We start from the raw sequence: 16,664 nt of genomic DNA, 5'->3' as shown, positions 1-16,664 counted from the left end.
CGGTCAAAGCGCCGCCGGCTGCGAATACACCACGTCAACCAAGCGGTCGCCGTCGTAGATCAACGACGTCACCGAGGCCAGTGCGCAGTCCCGACGGCGCGGATCGTGCCAGAGGCGCTTACCGGTCAGATACAGCCGCAGCGTCCACACCGGCAGCTGATGGCTGACGCACACCACCTCATGGCCGGCGCCGCGGACACGTGCCTTGTCCACCGCGGTCGTCATTCGGGCAGCGATATCCACGTAAGGCTCACCCCACGACGGGGTGAACGGGTTACGCAGCTGCCACCACACCCGCGGGTCGCGCCATGCCCCGTCACCGGGGCCGACGCGGCGGCCCTCGAAGAAGTTGGCCGATTCGATCAGATCCGGGTCTGTCTCCACCGCAAGGTCATGCCGGGCGGCGATGGGCGCGGCGGTCTCCTGGGCACGCTGCAAGGGCGATGCGATTACCGCGACGATGTCGCGGTCGGCCAGCGCGTCGGCGACGGCGGCGGCCTGCGCCGCGCCGGTTGCGGACAGGTGGAATCCGGGCAGCCGCCCGTACAGGATGCCGGTAGGGTTGTGCACCTCACCGTGGCGCACCACGTGGACTTGGGTTTCCTCGGGCATCAGGCGGGCCTTTCCTGGGCCGCTGCTCGGGCCGCGGCGGGCAGCGCGTCGGCGATCCGGCCGAACGCCGCGTCGTCCAAAGCGGCCGAGACGAACCATGCCTCGAAGGCACTGCACGGCGGGTAGACACCGGCGTCCAGCATGGCATGAAAGAACGCTGGATAACGCCAGGTCTGGCTGGCCCGCGCGGACGCGAAGTCGGTCACCGGTGTTTCGCCGAAGAACACACTGAGCATATTGCCTGCCCGCGAAATCTGGTGTGGCACAACGGCATCCGTCAGTGCCTCGGAGAGCAGGCCGGCCAGGCGGTCAGCGTTGGCGTCCAATGCGGTGTAGACCGCGTCGTCGGCGGCCCGCAGCGTTGCCAGCCCGGCGGCAACCGCCACCGGGTTACCCGACAACGTGCCGGCCTGATACACCGGCCCCAGCGGCGCCAGCCGCTGCATCACCTCGGCGCGCCCGCCGAACGCGGCGGCGGGCATCCCGCCGCTCATCACCTTGCCGAAGGTGAACAGGTCAGCGGGCACCGGATCGATTCCGAACCAACCACTTCTGCTGACCCGAAACCCGGTCATCACCTCGTCGAGGATCAGCAGTGCGCCGTACTCGGCGGTGATCGCGCGCAGCGCCGCGTTAAAGCCGGGCACTGGCGGAACGACGCCCATATTGCCGGGGCTGGCCTCGGTGATCACCGCGGCGATCTGCTCGCCGAATCGGGCGAATGCCTGCCGCACTGCGTCGATGTCGTTGTAAGGCAACACGATTGTGTCAGCCGCGGCGGCAACGGTGACCCCGAGCGAGGACGGCAGGCCCCGTGACGATCGCGAGCGCGGCGAAGCCGGGCGCTGGGGGTCGTCACATAAGCCCAGGGTGGCCACTCCCGAACCCGCGTCGGCGAGCAATGCGTCGACGTGTCCGTGGTAGCAGCCGGAGAACTTGACGATCTTGGCCCGGCCGGTGAATCCGCGGGCCAGCCGCACGGCGCTCATAGTGGCCTCGGTGCCGGAATTCACCAGCCGTATCCGCTCGACGGGAGCTACCCGGCCGATGATCTCGCCGGCTAGTTGGGTTTCGGCGGGAGTCGGGGCCCCGAAGGACAGGCCGCGGGCTGCGGCCTTGGCCACTGCCTCGACGACGGCCGGATGCGCGTGACCGAGGATCATCGGGCCCCATGAGCACACCAGGTCTACGTAGCGGTTGCCGTCGGCGTCAATCAACCAGCAGCCGTGGGCTTCGGTAATGAAGCGCGGGGTGCCACCCACCGCCGTGAACGCCCGCACCGGGGAGTTCACTCCGCCGGGTATGACGCTGCATGCGGCCTCGAACAGCTGCGCCGATGTGCGCGCAGCCCCCCTTACCCGCGAGGTGGCCTGTTCCGTGCTGCCCATGACGACTAGTGTTCCAGCCTGCCCAGGTCGCTCAACTACAGGGTGTAAGAGTTTGCCGCAGCCACCCGAGGTTTGCTTGATGCCGCGGCCGGTCCACGAGTTGGATGGTGGGCATGCAACTACCGCAGTGGCTGGCTCGGTTCAATCGATATGTCACCAACCCCATTCAGCGGCTATGGGCCGGCTGGCTCCCGGCGTTCGCGATTCTTGAGCACGTGGGCCGCCGCTCGGGCAAGCCGTACCGTACCCCGTTGAACGTGTTCAGCGCGGACGTCGACGGCCGGGCGGGCGTGGCGATTTTGCTCACCTACGGTCCGAACCGCGACTGGCTGAAGAACATCACCGCGGCCGGCGGTGGCCGGATGCGCCGCTACGGCAAAACCTTTGGTGTCGCCAACCCGCGGCGGCTCACCAAGGCCGAGGCGGCGCCGTATGTCAGCAGCCGATGGCGGCCGGTCTTTGCCAGACTGCCGTTCGACGAGGCCGTACTGCTCACCAAGGCCAATTAAGGGGACGTCGCACCAATGTGGTGACCAAATAACACCCAACGACCACTGCCCAGGACAGCAGGCTGAGCCAGAGCTGGCTGCGCGCGGCGTAGTCGAACGCCATCCGCGCCAGCACGGCGACAATTCCGGTCACCGTGACGATCGACAGCCCCGGGAAAAGCCACATCCGTACCCGCAGATTTTGGCCAGATGTCTGGCGACGCAACACGATCTGCGACAGCGCGATAAGCAGGTAGACGAACAAAATCACAGCGCCCGACGAGTTGAGCAGGAAAACGAATACCGTTGCGGGTGAGACCCATGCCATGATCACGCACAGGAATCCCACCACGGACGATCCCATGATCGCGAAAGTGGGGACTCCACGCCGGTTGACTTTGACCAGCTGGGCCGGCGCCTCCTGCCGGGCGGCGAGCACGAACAGCATCCGCGACGCGGTATACAGGCCCGAGTTCAAGCAGGACAGCACCGCGGTAAGCACGACGGCATTCATGATCTGATCAGCGCCCCCAATACCCATGTGCCGCAGCGCGGCAACGTACGGGGAGGCGCCAAGCTCCAACGAGTTCCACGGCAGGATCACCGTGAGCAGGAAGACCGAGCCGACGAAGAAGATCACGATGCGTGCCACCACCGTGCTCATCGCGCGTTGGACCGCTCGTTGAGGGTCCGGCGCTTCAGCCGCGGCGATGGTGACCACTTCCGTGCCAGTCATGGAGAAGATCGCGACCACGATGGCAGCGAAGACGGCACCTACCCCGTCGGGAAAGAAGCCACCGTGCGCGCTGAGGTTGCTGAAATCCATGCCATGGCCCGGCAGCAGCCCGAAGGCGAAAGCGGTGCCAAGGACCAGGAAGCCGACGATGGTGGCAACCTTGACTCCGGCGAACCAGAACTCGAACTCACCGAAGGATGACACCGAGACCAAGTTCGTCGCGGTCATCATCATCATCAGACACAGCGACGCCAACCACAGCGGCGCATCGATCCAGTAGGTTAGAACCTTCCCGCCGGCAACCGCCTCGAACCCCACGACGATTACCCAGAAGTACCAGTACAGCCAGCCAACTGAGAATCCCGCCCAGCCGCCCAGGGCTTTTGCCGCGTAGTCGGCGAACGCTCCAGTCGACGGATTGGCGGCGGCCATCTCGCCCAGCATGCGCATCACCAGAACGATCAGTGCGCCACACAGCGCATAGGTCAGGAATGCCGCCGGACCGGTCGCACGGATAACCACACCAGACCCGACGAACAAGCCAGCACCGATGACGCCGCCGATAGCGATCATGTTGAGCTGACGCTGCGACAGTCCTGGGCGCAGTCCTGAAGTGGTAGCTATGGCACCTGCCTTCCGGTCCGTCGGGGGCAGTACTGGCGCCGCCGGGCAACTCCGTGCCCCCGGCCGTCACGCAGTCCGTGGGGTCAACGATACCGGCGACGACCAGCCGTCGAGTCGATCGCGGCCGTGGGCAGCTGGCATATCGGAGTCAGGCGGGTTTTCGGAAATGTTGGATGCCCCACGCGAGAGTGACCGTTGTCGGCGGCCTCCACCCAGTTCGTCAGGCCTACCCGCATCTTGTCGAGGTACTCCTGGGAGGACTTCCCCTCGAGTTCGAGACGCCGGGCTTCGAGTTCCTCGAGCACTCGGCTGTAGTTGCGTCCGCAGATTGCGAACCAGGTCTCTTTGGTCGAGCACCTCGAAACCGAGTGCCTGTACGGCTTCACGATAGAAGCGCATCGAGCCAAGGTCACGCAGGTTGAGCCGGTCGTAGACCGGCTGCAGCACACCGTCGGGAACATCGTCGGCCTGCATCGGATCGGTGAAGATCAGTTCGCCGCCGGGCCGCAACACCCGGAATGCCTCCTCGAGCACCTTTCGGCGGTCGGGCGCGTAGCAGGATCGCATCTTGTGACCAGACGACGTCATAGCCGCTGTCCGGCTCGGGAATGTCGTCGAAGCTGCCATGAATCACCCGGATACTGCGGTCGAGTCCGGCCTGACGGTTCTTCTTACGGTTGGTCTCGTTCTGCACTTCGGAGATGTTGAGGCAGGTGATCGAACAGCCGCATTCCGTGGCGATGCGGCGCGCGGACCCACCGTAACCAGCACCGAGATCCAACAGTGCGGTGTCGTCAAGCGTCGAGAGCGGGCGGATCATCCGGCCCACGGTCTCTGCGCCGGCCGCTCTGATGTCACGGGTGCTCTCAATAGCAGCCGACGTGAATATCCTCACCGCCCCAAATCATTGAGTAGAAGGCGTCAGCGTCGTTGCTGTCGTTGTAGGCTTCGGCCTCACCTTCGCCGCCAGCGGCAACCTCGCGATCCCGGTAGAAATTTGCCGCGCCACTCGGATCGCGGTCAAGGGACTTCTCCGCGACGTGGGATGAAGAAATCGGGCTCAGTCTCCTCGTACGTCTCCTGGAAGTCTCCGTACGTGCGGACGCAAGCGGTTTGCCCCGGATCAGCTCCAGCGACCAACTGCGCTACCACCGGCTGGGCAATCACCCTGGCCGTCGGAAGCGCTGGCCGCCGAGCCGCGGGCTATGGCGCCGACCCGTCCAGCCCGTTCTCGCCGAGCAGCTGCCCACGGGTGCCGCCGGTGCCCGCAGCGGCCGGCAGGAAGCCAATCCCGGAATTGCCGCCGTTTCCGCCGTTGCCGATCAGCACGGCGCCGCCGCCGTTACCACCGGCTCCGGCGGCGCCTTGGAAAGGATCCGCGTCGCCGCCGACACCGCCGTTGCCGCCATTGCCGACCAACCCGGCATTGCCGCCTGCCCCACCGGCACCGCCGGCGTTGGGGCCGTTGCCGCCGGCACCTCCGGAGCCGCCATCGCCGAACAGCCCGCTGGCACTGCCCCCTGCGCCACCGGCACCCCCATCGCCGCCGAGGCTAGTTCCGCCGGCACCGCCGTCACCGCCAGCACCTATCAGACCACCACCGTTGCCGCCCGCCCCGCCGGCACCACCGTTGCCGCCGGCAGCGGGAATGCCGCCATCACCGCCATCACCACCATTGCCGAACAACCCACCGGCACCACCAGAGCCACCGGCGCCGCCGGCACCTTGGAAGGCGCCAAACCCGCCGGCCCCGCCACTACCGCCGTCACCGGACAGCATGCCACCCTTGCCGCCGGCCCCACCGGTGCCGCCAGCACCGTTGGTGGCGCCGGCACCGCCCGCGCCACCGTTGCCGCCGGCACCGAACAGCACGCCGTCACCGCCGTCACCACCGGCCCCTCCGTTGGTCAGGCCGGTACCGCCCGTCCCACCGTCCCCGCCGGCACCAAACAGCCTGCCGCCGGTGCCTCCGACCCCGCCGGCACCCCCGGTGGCGCTGCCCCGACCGCCGGTACCGCCGTCTCCGCCGGCACCGAACCATCCGCCGCCCCCACCGGCCCCGCCGGCACCACCAATGCTTCCGCTAAGCGAGGCGGCCCCACCGTCGCCTCCGGCCCCACCGTCGCCGAACAGCATGCCGGTTCCGCCAGCACCGCCGGCGCCCCCGGCGACGGTGCCGCTCCCACCGGTTCCGCCGGCGCCGCCGGCACCGAACCACCCGCCGGCCCCACCGTCCCCACCGTCCCCGCCGGCAGCCCCGACTTGAAAGCCGAACCCGCCATCGCCACCGGCCCCGCCAGCTCCGAATGGCCCACCGGAACCGCCCGCCCCGCCGGCACCACCGGTCCCCAGGGTGCTGGTCCCGCCCACCCCTCCGTTGCCGCCGGCACCGAACAGCCCGCCGCTGCCAAAGCCGAACAACCCGGCAGCGCCGCCGGCCCCCCCGGCCCCACCGTTCCCCGCCACACCGGACCCGCCGACGCCACCGTCACCGCCGCTGCCGATCAGCCGAGCGTCGCCGCCGACACCGCCGACACCGCCGACCGGGCCGAGGCCGCCGGTGCCTCCGGTACCACCGGTGCCGAACAGCAGGCCGCCAGTCCCGCCGGCGCCGCCCACACCCCCAACCGTGGCGCCGAACCCACCGGGGCCGCCCGCTCCGCCAGCACCGAACCACCCGCCGGCCCCCCCGGCCCCGCCAGCGCCCCCGGTGGCACCGCCCGACCCGCCGGCCCCACCGGCACCGCCGGCACCGAATAGCCAGCCGGCGCCGCCCGCCCCGCCGTCGCCGTTTGTTCCGCCGGCCCCGCCGGCACCGCCAATGCCGAACAGCCCAGCGGCCCCACCGTTACCGCCGTTTTGGTTTGGCCCGCCCGCCCCGCCGGCCCCGCCGTTGCCGATCAAGATCCCGCCAGGCCCGCCGGCCTGCCCGGTCCCCGGAGCCCCATTGGCGCCGTTCCCGATCAGCGGACGCCCCAACAGCGCCAGGGTGGGCGCATTGATCGCGTCCAGCAGGTTCTGCTGCGCGCTGGCGGCCTCGGCCGCCGCATACGAGGCTCCGCCCACGCTCAACGCCCGCACGAACTGTTCGTGAAACGCCACCACCCGCGCGCTGACCGCCTGATAACTCTGGGCGTGCGCACCAAACAGCGCGGCGATCTGCGCTGACACCTCGTCAGCACCCGCAGCCAACACCTCGATCGTCGGCGCCGCCGCTGCCACGTTGGCCGCGACCACCGCCGAACCGATGCGCGCCAAATCCGCGGCCGATGCCGCCAACGCCTCCGGAGCCACGACCACAAACGACATCCCGCACCCTCCCATTCACCAGGGACGACCGGGCTACCGCTCGGTCATCATTGACACGCAGCTGCCGCGCAAAGAATACCGACTTCCGGTACCAACCGTTTCCAGTTTTGCGAAAGTTCTTCATGCCGTCACTGCTGCCCAGCCGGGCCCCCACTACGGCGACTCGCCAGCCGTTACCGGTGTCACGATTGGCCGGTGCTACGGCGTGGCTGTGCGGGCAACACCGATCGGCGCGGCATCATGACGCCCATGGCAGACCTGACCCGCCGTGCCCTGCTCCGCTGGGGTGCCGGCGCCGGCGCGGGAGCCGCCGGCGTGTGGGCCTTCGGCGCCCTGGTGGACCCACTTGAGCCGCAGGCGGCCCCGGCGCCGTTCGAGCCCCCGACGGCGGGCAGCAGCTTGCCGACCAGGATCTCCGGCTCGTTCATCTCGGCGGCTCGCGGAGGCATCAAGACCAACTGGGTGATCTCCATGCCGCCCGGCCAGAGCGGGCAGCTGCGGCCAGTGATCGCACTGCATGGCAAGGACGGCAACGCCGGCATGATGCTGGATCTCGGCGTCGAGCAGGGGTTGGCCCGCCTGGTCAAGGAGGGCAAGCCAGCGTTCGCGGTGGTCGGCGTCGACGGCGGCAACACCTACTGGCACCGTCGCTCTTCCGGCGGGGACTCGGGTGCGATGGTGCTCGACGAGCTGCTGCCGATGCTGACCTCGATGGGTATGGACACCTCCCGGGTGGGATTCCTGGGGTGGTCGATGGGGGGATACGGCGCGCTGCTCCTGGGTGCCCGGTTGGGTCCGGCCAGAACCGCGGGGATCTGTGCCATCAGCCCGGCATTGTTCACGTCGTTCACCGGCAGCACACCCGGGGCGTTCGACAGCTACGACGACTATGTGCAACACAGCGTGTTGGGACTGCCCGCGCTGAACTCAATCCCGCTACGGGTGGATTGCGGCACCAGCGACCGCTTCTACTTCGCCACTCGCCAATTCGTCAACCAACTGCACCAACCGCCTGCCGGCAGCTTCTCGCCCGGAGGACACGACGCGTCGTACTGGCGCGAACAGTTGCCCGGCGAACTGGCTTGGATGGCGTCCTAGCTGACGTGGCGCAGCGTGGCGGTGGCTGAGGACAGCTGAATTCGGACGGACATGTTTCGCGAAAGAACCACCCCTCGACGACGAACGTGGTACGAATGAAATGGTTTTGGAGGTTCTGAGATGAGTCCGATGCTGCTGGCCTTCCTCACCGCCGCGGCGCCACTCGCCGGACTTGGTCTCCTGCAGTTGCAGGCGCGCCTTGAGCGTTGGGATTACGAACGGCACGCAGAGGACTAGCGCGTCGACCGTCGTCACGCTAAACCCTTTGCGTGGCTCGTGACTCCCAACTCATCCAACCAACTCCATGTTGATCAGCGGCGCGATCTTGTCCGCCAGATACTCATGTCCCGCATCGTTGGGATGCACGCCATCCGCGCCGATCAGCTCGGGCCTGTCGACGAACCAGTGGTCGGCGATCGGGTCGACAAACACTGCTCCTGCGGCCCGCGCCTGGGCGCCCAGCACGTCGCGAATCCGCAGCATTGGGCCAGGTACGTCGGCGGTAGGCCACGGCGGTGCGATCACCAGCAAGCTCGCGGATGGTGCGCGGTGGCGCGCTAGATCGAAAGTGTCGCGGACCTTTTCGGCCAGCATCTCGGGATCCTCAGGATCCATGCCTTGGTCGTTGCGGGAGCCAAAGAACACCACCAGTGCATCGTCGGGCTGGACGGCCCTGGCGGTCAGATCCTCAAACACGTTGCCGTGGTCGCCGGGCACCCCGTAGCCGGCCCGGCCCTCGGCGGCCACGTCGGCTGCGATCCGCACGCCACGTGCAGCGAGCATCTGCCAGGTGCGAGCGGTCCATGATTTCGAGCCCAGACCGCCCTCATCGGTGCCGGTGGTATAGGAGTCGCCAATCACCGCGACCGGGTTAAGCCGGTAATCCAGGGTCAGTGGGCGGTAGGACCGCGGGCACCCTGGATTGCCGACGACCAGGCCGACCAGGAGAGTGAGACCAATGACGTATGTACCCGGGCGACTCACACTGACTCCACTGATGGCTCCACTGGACTCGGCTCAAAGTTGGACGGGTCGTGCGCCGCGTCCAAATCAAGGGAATCGTACGAGGAAACCGATGTGAACTCGCGTCGACCCGCTGCAGCCCCACTCAACCGTCACACCGCGCGGGCCGAAACCCCTTCCAGCGCATCGTCGATTTGATAACGCGTGCTGCCTACCGGCTCCCCGGGCTCGCTTCTCGCACTCGCGGCTTTGACGTCGACCATCCGGCGCATCCATCGGCGGCCCGGTTCTTCGACGAAGTGATACAGCAAGATCGCAGCCCCCAGGGCGATCGCGAGCAGACCGACGACGTTCCATTTCCACGGCTGATCCTGCAGCGCAAGCTCGTATTGTTGCACGGCCCATCCCCAGGCGGTATGCACCAGCTCGTGCACCATGTAGAGGCAAAACGAGATCTGCCCGCCAAAAACCATCAACCGCGTCGACAGCAACGCCGGCAGGCTGCCGACGCCAATCGCCAGGCTGATCACCAGCGGAACGAACAGCACGTCGACCACCCCGCCGCTGTCCTCGACCCCGGCGAGCGGATGCGCGTGCAACAGGTAGAGGATGCCGACAATCGCGACGCCGACCAGCACGGAAAGGTACCCGGCGACGCGGCGAGCGCGATCGGTCGGCCGCAACCTGCGGACGGCGGCACACGCCAGCGCTCCCGCGGCAAATTGCGTCACGATTCGGGGCAGCCAGCTCCATGGCGTATAGAACTGGCCGCTGGCCAACAGCAGCACCACGGGCGGCAACGACGCCGCGAAGGCCAGCCACATCAGGCCCCGCGCCCTGGTGGCGTGCTTCATCCGGAAGATGACCAGAATGAGCAGACCGAACAGCAAGTAGGCCAACCATTCCGCACTGATCGACCAGGCCGGTCCATCCCAACTGGATCCATCGAAATACGGCTGAAACCACAGCTGCACCAGCAGGATCTGGCGCACATAGCTGGTCGCGGTCAGCTGGCCTGCCTCCGGAGACGGCACGTGACCGACGTGCAGCGTAAAGATGACCCACACGGCGGCCAGGTGCAAGGTGACCAGGTACACCGGCCACACCCTGGCCAGCCGCAGCCACAAGAAGTGCAGGTTGGCACGGACCGACCACGACCGGCCCATGCGGTCGAGGTAGTTCCAGGTCAGCACGAACCCACTGAGGATGAAGAAGAGGTCTACACCCTGCGCGCCGCAGTCGAGCACCGGCGCGAGGGCGTCGCGGAAGCCCGGTGACGCATCACGCAACATCGGTCGGAAGTGAAACAGCACTACCCACACCGCCGCGACGATGCGCAATCCTGTCAGGGCCCTAATTTCTCCGGTGATCTCTGCAGCGCGCACGCCGTTCTTTCCGTCTGAACTCTGCTGTCTGGTCCGCCTTCTAGGCTGACCGGGCGACTGATCCATACCACCGGCCATATCATCAGCCCCCGACTAGCAACCGGCAGCCATCGCAGCCTAACAGCGCCATGGCCGCGACGGCGTGACCGTTTTGGTGTGGCCTCGACCTAAACGTTGCCTGGTTCCCCGGGAGCACCCCGAAAATCGCTTCTTAGCAAAGAGTTAGAGGCGGCTTTCGCTCCCCTTAGATTTTGCGGGTTTGGTTAAAGGCAGCTTTAGCCGGCGATCGGTCGGCCCGCAACGCGACGGACAACGAGGCTATTGATGACTACCACGATCCCGACGTCAAAATCGGCTTGCAGCGTCACGACGCGGCCCGGAAATGCCGCCGTTGACTACGGTGGCGCTCAGATTCGGGCCTACCTGCATCACCTGGCGACAGTGGTGACCATCCGAGGCGAGATCGACGCCGCCAATGTCGAGCAGATCAGCGAGCACGTCCGGCGTTTCAGCCTCGGAACAAATCCGATGGTGCTCGACCTGAGCGAGTTGAGTCACTTCAGTGGGGCCGGCATCTCGCTCTTGTGCATCCTCGATGAGGACTGCCGAGCCGCCGGCGTCCAGTGGGCATTAGTCGCGAGCCCCGCAGTAGTCGAACAGCTAGGTGGCCGCTGTGACCAGGGCGAGCATGAATCCATGTTCCCGATGGCGCGCTCGGTGCATAAAGCGCTCCACGACCTGGCTGACGCCATCGACCGCCGCCGTCAGCTGGTGCTACCGCTAATCAGCAGGTCAGCCTAAAACGGCGGTGGGTCGTCGTTGGGATCCGGTGGTGGGCCGTGGGTGTCGGTGGCCGCGGCGGTCTGGGTGAGCACCTGGGCGCGCTGGCGGGCGGCGTGGTTTTGTCGACGTTCGGTGGCGATGCGATAGGCCCGGTCTTGGGCGCGGGTGCGCCGGCGTTTGGGCATCATCGCTGTGCGCTGGTCGCAATGGTCGTAGGGTGGGTCGGCTTCCGGTGCCGGGATGCCGCCGCTGAAGTGGCACAGGCTGGGGAACAGCAGCGCACTGCCCGGGGTGCTGACATAGGTATGCCCGGACGGGGAGGTCAAAATCAGGGTGCCGTCGGGTAGCTGTTGATCACGCCATCCCCAAAACGTTTTCACCAGGTGATGGGTACGGCAGTAACATTTCAGGTTCGACGCATGGGTGGGCCCGCCGGCGGCATACGGGATCGTATGATCCAGGTCGCAATTGGTGGCGGGCTCATCACAGCCGGGCCAGCGACACGTCAGATCCCGGCAGCGAACGAAATCGGCGAGCGCTTTCGACGGCGCATACCCCGGCTCGGGCGGCGCATCGCCGGGATGAACCAGCGGCACCAGCGTGGCCGTCTTGGCCAGCTCGGCCACCAGTTCGGCGGTGATCAGCCCGTCGGCGTTCATCTGCGATGCCGGCGCCGAGCCCGTGCCATTGATCGTGGCCGCCTCGGCGATCAGGTGAATCACCACCGGCGGGGCCGCAGGCCGCTTCCCGGCCGCACAATCAGCGCGCCCACAGCCACAGCCCAGCCGATCGGCCCCGCCCGCCAACGCCCCCAACGCGTCCGCGCGGCGCTGCTCACGGCTGCGCGGATCGTGCTCACACACGGTGCCCGCCAACGCGCTCAACCGCGCATCGAGGGCGTGTGCGTCGACGGCCAACAGGCTGCCACCGATCTGGCACACACCGTCTTGGCTTTCCCCGACCCAGAACTGGCGCTGGGCCTGATACTCCTTGCGCCGCCGCACCGCATCGGCATCGGCACGCGCCACGATCTTATCGACCTGCCCAGCCAGGCGGGCCTTGGTCATCGAGGGCCAACGCGCCACATTGGCGGCCAACTGCGCATCCACCGCCGCCAAAACATCAGGGTCAACGATCAAGTCGGTGCGATACACAATCGTGGCAAACATCAGATAGCCGATGTCGCCGGCGCTAAACACCTCAGCCGTCTTAGGCAGCCGCTCACGCATCGCCCGCGCATACCGCAACCGGCTGGCCGCCAGACCCTGACTGATCCGCAACGCCGCCGCCACCTCGGCGGCCACCGCCGCCATGGTGTCCATCACCCACTCCTCGCGGCCCCCGCAACGCGACCACCGATAGGCGAACAACTCCCCCAACGCCACCAACTGCGCCGCAGCGGCCCGGTTTTCGGCCCGAGTCGCCGAGCAGATCCGATCGATGAACGCCGCCGACACCCTCGTGGCCCGCGGAGCATGGCATTCAAACAGCTCATCAAAATGAGCGATCGCCTCCGGTGAAGGCATGCGCCCCCGCACCTGATCGAACATATTTTCGATACTACCAGCCGCTGCCGACACAGACCAGGGCCCGATCAAGCAGCAGCGGAAGTGATCCACGCAAACGGCTCAATGACACCAACCGCCGGGCGGACGCTGGTTCAAGCCGTCCGGATGTGCGTTCAAGCCAGCTCGCGCGCGCCGCAACCTGGCCGTCCCCACCACCGACAACACGCCGGCGATCGTCGCCAGCAGCAGGGTCAGCACCAGCGGTTGCGGGTGATAGACCACCGACAGGGTGACCGGCTGGCCGTCGATGACGGGCGCGACGGCCACGGTGGAGCGGGTCCGCGACCAGCTCGCCGCAGATCCGGCAAGCGCGGCACAAGCCAGGAACAGTTCGGCCCCGGCCCGGTAGCGGGCGATCACCGCGCTGGCCCGGCGTCGTCACCGTTGACGTCGGCGACATCAGAATCCACGGGCCCGAGCCGCTCCTGAACCAGCGGAGTCAGCGCCGCCCGCAGCTGTTGATGACGACGCGCCCAGGCCTGGGCGGTGCGGCCTCCGGTCAGCTTCAGCCCGATTCCCACCCGGCCGCGCGGTACGCCGACGAGCTCGCCCAGGGTCCGCGCCGACTGCCACTTTGCCGGCTCTTCCCCGGACGTCTCGCGGCCGTCTGCCTCCGGATAGATTTTGACGATTTCGGCCAGCCTGATGGTCTCGGTGCCTTGGCGCAAGGCATCATGCGTCAGCTCGACCGACGTGTGAATCCGCGCCGCCTTCACCTGCAATGCCACGAACGCCGACACCATCACCAGAAAGATCGCCGGCGTTATCAACCCAACCCCGGCGCCGCTGGATATCTCGAGGAGGAGCACCGACACCGCCGCAAGCGGACCAGTCAGCACCCAGTACCAGCTCGCGCCGGGTTCGTAGAACAACAACTTGGGCTTGGTATCCCCGGTTGGTGTCATGTCAGGCCTCCGTCACGTAAGCCAGCCCGCCGCGTCTACCGCCCAGTAGGTGAGCACGATGTCGGCGCCGGCACGCCGGATACCGGTCAGCGACTCTAGCACCGCGGCACGCTCATCGATCCAATTATTGGCCGCCGCCGCACGAATCATCGCGTACTCTCCCGAGACCTGATAGGCGGCCAGCGGTACCGGCGAGACGTCCGCCGCGGCCGCCACCACATCGAGGTAGCCCATCGCGGGTTTGACCATCACAATGTCGGCGCCTTCGTCGAGATCGAGCTCGATCTCACGCAGCGCCTCGGCGGCGTTGCCCGGCTCCTGCTGGTAGGTGCGCCGATCCCCGGACAGGCTAGAGCTCACCGCCTCGCGGAACGGGCCGTAGAACGCCGAAGCAAACTTCGCGGCGTAGGCCAAGATCACCACATCGATGTAGCCGGCGGCGTCCAAACCGTCCCGGATCGCGGCTACCTGGCCATCCATCATCCCACTGGGTCCGACCACGTGGGCGCCCGATTCCGCTTGCGCCACAGCCAGTTCCACATAGCGGGCCACGGTGGCGTCGTTATCGACCCGGCCCCGGTCATCGAGCACACCGCAGTGCCCGTGGTCGGTGAACTCGTCCAGACAGGTGTCGGCCATCAACACCGTGGCCTCACCCAGATCCTTGGCCAGATCGCGAAGGGCGACGTTGAGGATCCCGTCGGGGTCGATGCCCGCCGAACCGACACCGTCCTTGTCCTGATCGCGCGGCACGCCGAAAAGCATCAGCCCACCCACGCCGGCGGCCACCGCGGCTGCCGCGGCCCTACGTAGCGAATCCCGGGTGTGCTGTACCACGCCCGGCATGGAGGTAATCGGCCGCGGCTCGTCAATGCCGTCGGCAACGAACATCGGCAGCACCAAATGCCTTGGCTCCAACGAGGTTTGCGCAACCAGACGGCGCATCGCGACGGTAGAGCGGAGCCGGCGCGGTCGCTGCCGCGGATAGGAACTCATGCTCATTCGTAGCCGCGAGCGTACGCAAAATGCCAGCTCGGTCGGCGTGTCGGTGTACAGACACGCACGCTCACCTGACGAGGGTGGGCCACTAGCGCCTGCGGCTCTTCTTGCGCGGCGGGGGCAGCGCACCCTCAGCGCGCAACCGGGCGGCATGCTCGGCCAGCGCATCGACCAGCGGGCCGATGGCGGCGGTGTCCGGCTGGACATCGACCCGCAAGCCGAACTCGGCTGCGGTCTCGGCGGTCTTTGGCCCTATGCAGGCGATGATCGTCCGCGCGTGCGGCTTGCCGGCGATGCCGACCAGGTTTCGCACCGTCGAGCTGGAGGTGAAACATACCGCGTCAAACCCGCCCGTCTTGATCATTTCCCGGGTAGTGGCCGGCGGCGGCGCGGCCCGCACGGTCCGGTAGGCGGTGACGTCCTCGATCTCCCAGCCACGCTCTCGCAGTCCCTCGGCCAGCGTTTCGGTGGCGATGTCGGCGCGCGGCAGCAAAACCCGGTTCACCGGGTCGAAAACGCTGTCGTAGGGCGGGAAGTCGTCTAGCAAGCCAAGCGAGGACTGCTCCCCGGAGGGCACCAGCTCGGGACTGATTCCGAAGGCGCGCACCCGGTCGGCCGTCGACTCGCCGACACAGGCGATCTTCACCCCGGAGAACGCGCGGGCATCCAAACCGAACTCGCCGAACTTCTCCCACACCGCACGCACCGCGTTGGTGGAGGTGAACACGATCCACTGGAATCGGCCATCGACCAGGCCCTTGACGGCGCGCTCCATCTGCGCGGGGCTGCGCGGCGGCTCGACGGCGATGGTCGGCACCTCCACCGGCAGCGCGCCGTACGACGTGAGCCGCTCGCTCATCTCGCCGGCCTGGTCCTTGGTGCGCGGCACCAACACCGTCCAGCCGTAGAGAGCGCGGCTCTCCCACCAGTTCAGCTTTGCCCGACTGGTCACCGTCTTGCCGATGGTCACTATCAGCGGTCCGGCCTGGGAGTCCCTCCCGTTTGCGGAGCACGCGGGGTCGGCAGCGCCCAGGACTGCCGGGTCGGTCAATCCCTGAAGTGTGGTCTCGACCGAACGCTGCTGACAGGTGGTGCCGTGTGCGGTCACCACGCACGGAGTGGACTCGGCCAGCTGGTGATCGATCAGGCTGCGGGCCGATTCGGCTAGATGCGATGCGGTGGCCTGCAGGATCAGCGGCCCGGGTGCGGCAGCCAGCGCGTCCCAGTCCACATCGCCGCGCACGTCGGCGACGGTGTGCGACGAACCCAGCGGCAACCCGGCATAGGTCGGGACCGCGCTGCTGGCGGCCAGGCCGGGCACGATTTCGATGTGCAGGTGGGTGCGTGCGACGGCGTTCACCTCGCTGATTACCGCATCCACCGTGAGCGGATCGCCCGCCACCAGCCGCACCACGTCGACACCCGAACGGGCCTCGGCGGTCAGCGTCTTGGCCACATCGGCGGGATCGCCCAGCGCCGGGCGGATGTCAGGACCACCGGAGACTACCGCGGACGCGGCCCGGCCTTGTTCCTGCGCACTTCCTCCGCCGGCCGCATCGCCGTTCCCGGCAACCGGCTCGGCGGGCGCCGGGCCGGACACGGGGGGCAGATCCGTGCCGATCAGCGCCAGCACCGGCTCCGGTACGTCGGGATCGGTGAACACCAGCGCGGCGTTGGCCAGCACCGCGGCAGCCCGTGTCGTAAGCAAGCCGGGGTCGCCCGGACCGGAGCCCACGAAAACGATGCGGCCCGGTCTCGGCTTACGCCCTCGCGTCATGATTGTCACTCCCAGTCACTTCTTCATGC

General features: G+C 67.5%; 15 protein-coding genes and 1 pseudogene. 3 read left to right on the top strand and 13 right to left on the bottom strand.

Going from position 1 to position 16,664, the window contains the following annotated elements; genetic code table 11:
- Positions 1–3: 3 nt before the first annotated feature.
- Positions 4–612, bottom strand: a complete 609-nt coding sequence (locus MCAN_RS02735; protein ID WP_003402845.1) for a histidine phosphatase family protein — start codon at positions 610–612, stop codon at positions 4–6.
- Complete coding sequence (gene hemL / locus MCAN_RS02730) at positions 612–2,000, bottom strand: glutamate-1-semialdehyde 2,1-aminomutase (protein ID WP_014000273.1); 1,389 nt, start codon at positions 1,998–2,000, stop codon at positions 612–614. Before hemL ends, MCAN_RS02735 begins: the two co-directional genes overlap by 1 nt.
- 113 nt (positions 2,001–2,113) lie before the next feature.
- Between hemL and MCAN_RS02725 the strand changes: the two genes are divergently transcribed.
- Entirely contained in the window at positions 2,114–2,509 is a 396-nt protein-coding gene (locus tag MCAN_RS02725; RefSeq protein WP_014000272.1) for a nitroreductase family deazaflavin-dependent oxidoreductase, read from the top strand.
- On the opposite strand, the gene MCAN_RS02720 is transcribed toward MCAN_RS02725, so the two are convergent.
- The 4 genes and pseudogenes from MCAN_RS02720 to MCAN_RS02705 all read right to left on the bottom strand — a co-directional run bounded on the left by MCAN_RS02720 (position 2,493) and on the right by MCAN_RS02705 (position 7,157).
- Positions 2,493–3,878: an amino acid permease gene (locus MCAN_RS02720; RefSeq protein WP_082226952.1), complete on the bottom strand. Its 1,386-nt coding sequence runs from the start codon at positions 3,876–3,878 to the stop codon at positions 2,493–2,495. The two genes, MCAN_RS02725 and MCAN_RS02720, sit on opposite strands and share 17 nt — an antisense overlap.
- Before the next feature lie 53 nt (positions 3,879–3,931).
- Positions 3,932–4,247, bottom strand: a pseudogene (locus MCAN_RS23260) (methyltransferase).
- Positions 4,248–4,257: 10 nt separating this feature from the next.
- A complete protein-coding gene (locus MCAN_RS23255) occupies positions 4,258–4,668 on the bottom strand; it encodes an SAM-dependent methyltransferase (protein ID WP_456319989.1) in 411 nt (136 codons plus the stop codon).
- 383 nt (positions 4,669–5,051) lie between these two features.
- Complete coding sequence (locus tag MCAN_RS02705) at positions 5,052–7,157, bottom strand: PE family protein (protein ID WP_014000270.1); 2,106 nt, start codon at positions 7,155–7,157, stop codon at positions 5,052–5,054.
- A gap of 240 nt (positions 7,158–7,397) precedes the next feature.
- Here MCAN_RS02705 and MCAN_RS02700 point away from each other — a divergent pair, with 240 nt between their 5' ends.
- Positions 7,398–8,255 carry an alpha/beta hydrolase gene (locus MCAN_RS02700; RefSeq protein WP_003912593.1) on the top strand — a complete coding sequence of 286 codons (858 nt, stop codon included), beginning with the start codon at positions 7,398–7,400 and terminating at the stop codon, positions 8,253–8,255.
- A gap of 288 nt (positions 8,256–8,543) precedes the next feature.
- Here the strand turns inward: MCAN_RS02700 and MCAN_RS02695 are convergent, their stop codons facing one another.
- Together MCAN_RS02695 and MCAN_RS02690 are read right to left on the bottom strand one after the other, a co-directional pair.
- Entirely contained in the window at positions 8,544–9,239 is a 696-nt protein-coding gene (locus tag MCAN_RS02695) for an Rv0518 family GDSL lipase (protein ID WP_014000269.1), read from the bottom strand.
- A 131-nt stretch (positions 9,240–9,370) separates the two neighbouring features.
- The gene (locus MCAN_RS02690; RefSeq protein WP_041180009.1) at positions 9,371–10,603 is read right to left on the bottom strand and encodes an acyltransferase family protein; all 1,233 of its coding nucleotides are present in this window, start codon (positions 10,601–10,603) and stop codon (positions 9,371–9,373) included.
- Positions 10,604–10,927: 324 nt separating this feature from the next.
- Here MCAN_RS02690 and oprA point away from each other — a divergent pair, with 324 nt between their 5' ends.
- Positions 10,928–11,404 carry an osmosensory protein OprA gene (gene oprA, locus MCAN_RS02685; RefSeq protein WP_003402807.1) on the top strand — a complete coding sequence of 159 codons (477 nt, stop codon included), beginning with the start codon at positions 10,928–10,930 and terminating at the stop codon, positions 11,402–11,404.
- On the opposite strand, the gene MCAN_RS02680 is transcribed toward oprA, so the two are convergent.
- From MCAN_RS02680 to MCAN_RS02660, 5 genes are all read right to left on the bottom strand, one after another.
- Positions 11,401–12,936, bottom strand: a complete 1,536-nt coding sequence (locus MCAN_RS02680; protein ID WP_145974161.1) for an HNH endonuclease signature motif containing protein — start codon at positions 12,934–12,936, stop codon at positions 11,401–11,403. The two genes, oprA and MCAN_RS02680, sit on opposite strands and share 4 nt — an antisense overlap.
- Before the next feature lie 78 nt (positions 12,937–13,014).
- Positions 13,015–13,314 (bottom strand): hypothetical protein, encoded by a 300-nt coding sequence (locus tag MCAN_RS02675; RefSeq protein ID WP_003402715.1) that lies wholly within the window; start codon positions 13,312–13,314, stop codon positions 13,015–13,017.
- A complete protein-coding gene (locus tag MCAN_RS02670) occupies positions 13,311–13,859 on the bottom strand; it encodes a hypothetical protein (protein ID WP_003402713.1) in 549 nt (182 codons plus the stop codon). Before MCAN_RS02670 ends, MCAN_RS02675 begins: the two co-directional genes overlap by 4 nt.
- A gap of 12 nt (positions 13,860–13,871) precedes the next feature.
- Positions 13,872–14,861 carry a porphobilinogen synthase gene (gene hemB, locus MCAN_RS02665; RefSeq protein ID WP_014000266.1) on the bottom strand — a complete coding sequence of 330 codons (990 nt, stop codon included), beginning with the start codon at positions 14,859–14,861 and terminating at the stop codon, positions 13,872–13,874.
- Positions 14,862–14,946: 85 nt separating this feature from the next.
- Positions 14,947–16,635: a bifunctional uroporphyrinogen-III C-methyltransferase/uroporphyrinogen-III synthase gene (locus MCAN_RS02660; protein WP_014000265.1), complete on the bottom strand. Its 1,689-nt coding sequence runs from the start codon at positions 16,633–16,635 to the stop codon at positions 14,947–14,949.
- Positions 16,636–16,664 lie beyond the last annotated feature (29 nt).

This window comes from Mycobacterium canetti CIPT 140010059 (genome assembly GCF_000253375.1).
Lineage (GTDB): Bacteria > Actinomycetota > Actinomycetes > Mycobacteriales > Mycobacteriaceae > Mycobacterium > Mycobacterium tuberculosis.
The sequence above is the reverse complement of the archived record's forward strand: the minus strand, read 5'-3'. Positions and strand labels throughout refer to the sequence as shown.

Coding starts and splice junctions, on each gene's coding strand:
- MCAN_RS02735 (WP_003402845.1), bottom strand. CDS start 612: ATGCCCGAGGAAACCCAAGTCCACGTGGTGCGCCACGGTGAGGTGCAC.
- hemL (WP_014000273.1), bottom strand. CDS start 2,000: ATGGGCAGCACGGAACAGGCCACCTCGCGGGTAAGGGGGGCTGCGCGC.
- MCAN_RS02725 (WP_014000272.1), top strand. CDS start 2,114: ATGCAACTACCGCAGTGGCTGGCTCGGTTCAATCGATATGTCACCAAC.
- MCAN_RS23255 (WP_456319989.1), bottom strand. CDS start 4,668: ATGATCCGCCCGCTCTCGACGCTTGACGACACCGCACTGTTGGATCTC.
- MCAN_RS02705 (WP_014000270.1), bottom strand. CDS start 7,157: ATGTCGTTTGTGGTCGTGGCTCCGGAGGCGTTGGCGGCATCGGCCGCG.
- MCAN_RS02700 (WP_003912593.1), top strand. CDS start 7,398: ATGACGCCCATGGCAGACCTGACCCGCCGTGCCCTGCTCCGCTGGGGT.
- oprA (WP_003402807.1), top strand. CDS start 10,928: ATGACTACCACGATCCCGACGTCAAAATCGGCTTGCAGCGTCACGACG.
- MCAN_RS02680 (WP_145974161.1), bottom strand. CDS start 12,936: ATGTTCGATCAGGTGCGGGGGCGCATGCCTTCACCGGAGGCGATCGCT.
- MCAN_RS02670 (WP_003402713.1), bottom strand. CDS start 13,859: ATGACACCAACCGGGGATACCAAGCCCAAGTTGTTGTTCTACGAACCC.
- hemB (WP_014000266.1), bottom strand. CDS start 14,861: ATGAGCATGAGTTCCTATCCGCGGCAGCGACCGCGCCGGCTCCGCTCT.
- MCAN_RS02660 (WP_014000265.1), bottom strand. CDS start 16,635: ATGACGCGAGGGCGTAAGCCGAGACCGGGCCGCATCGTTTTCGTGGGC.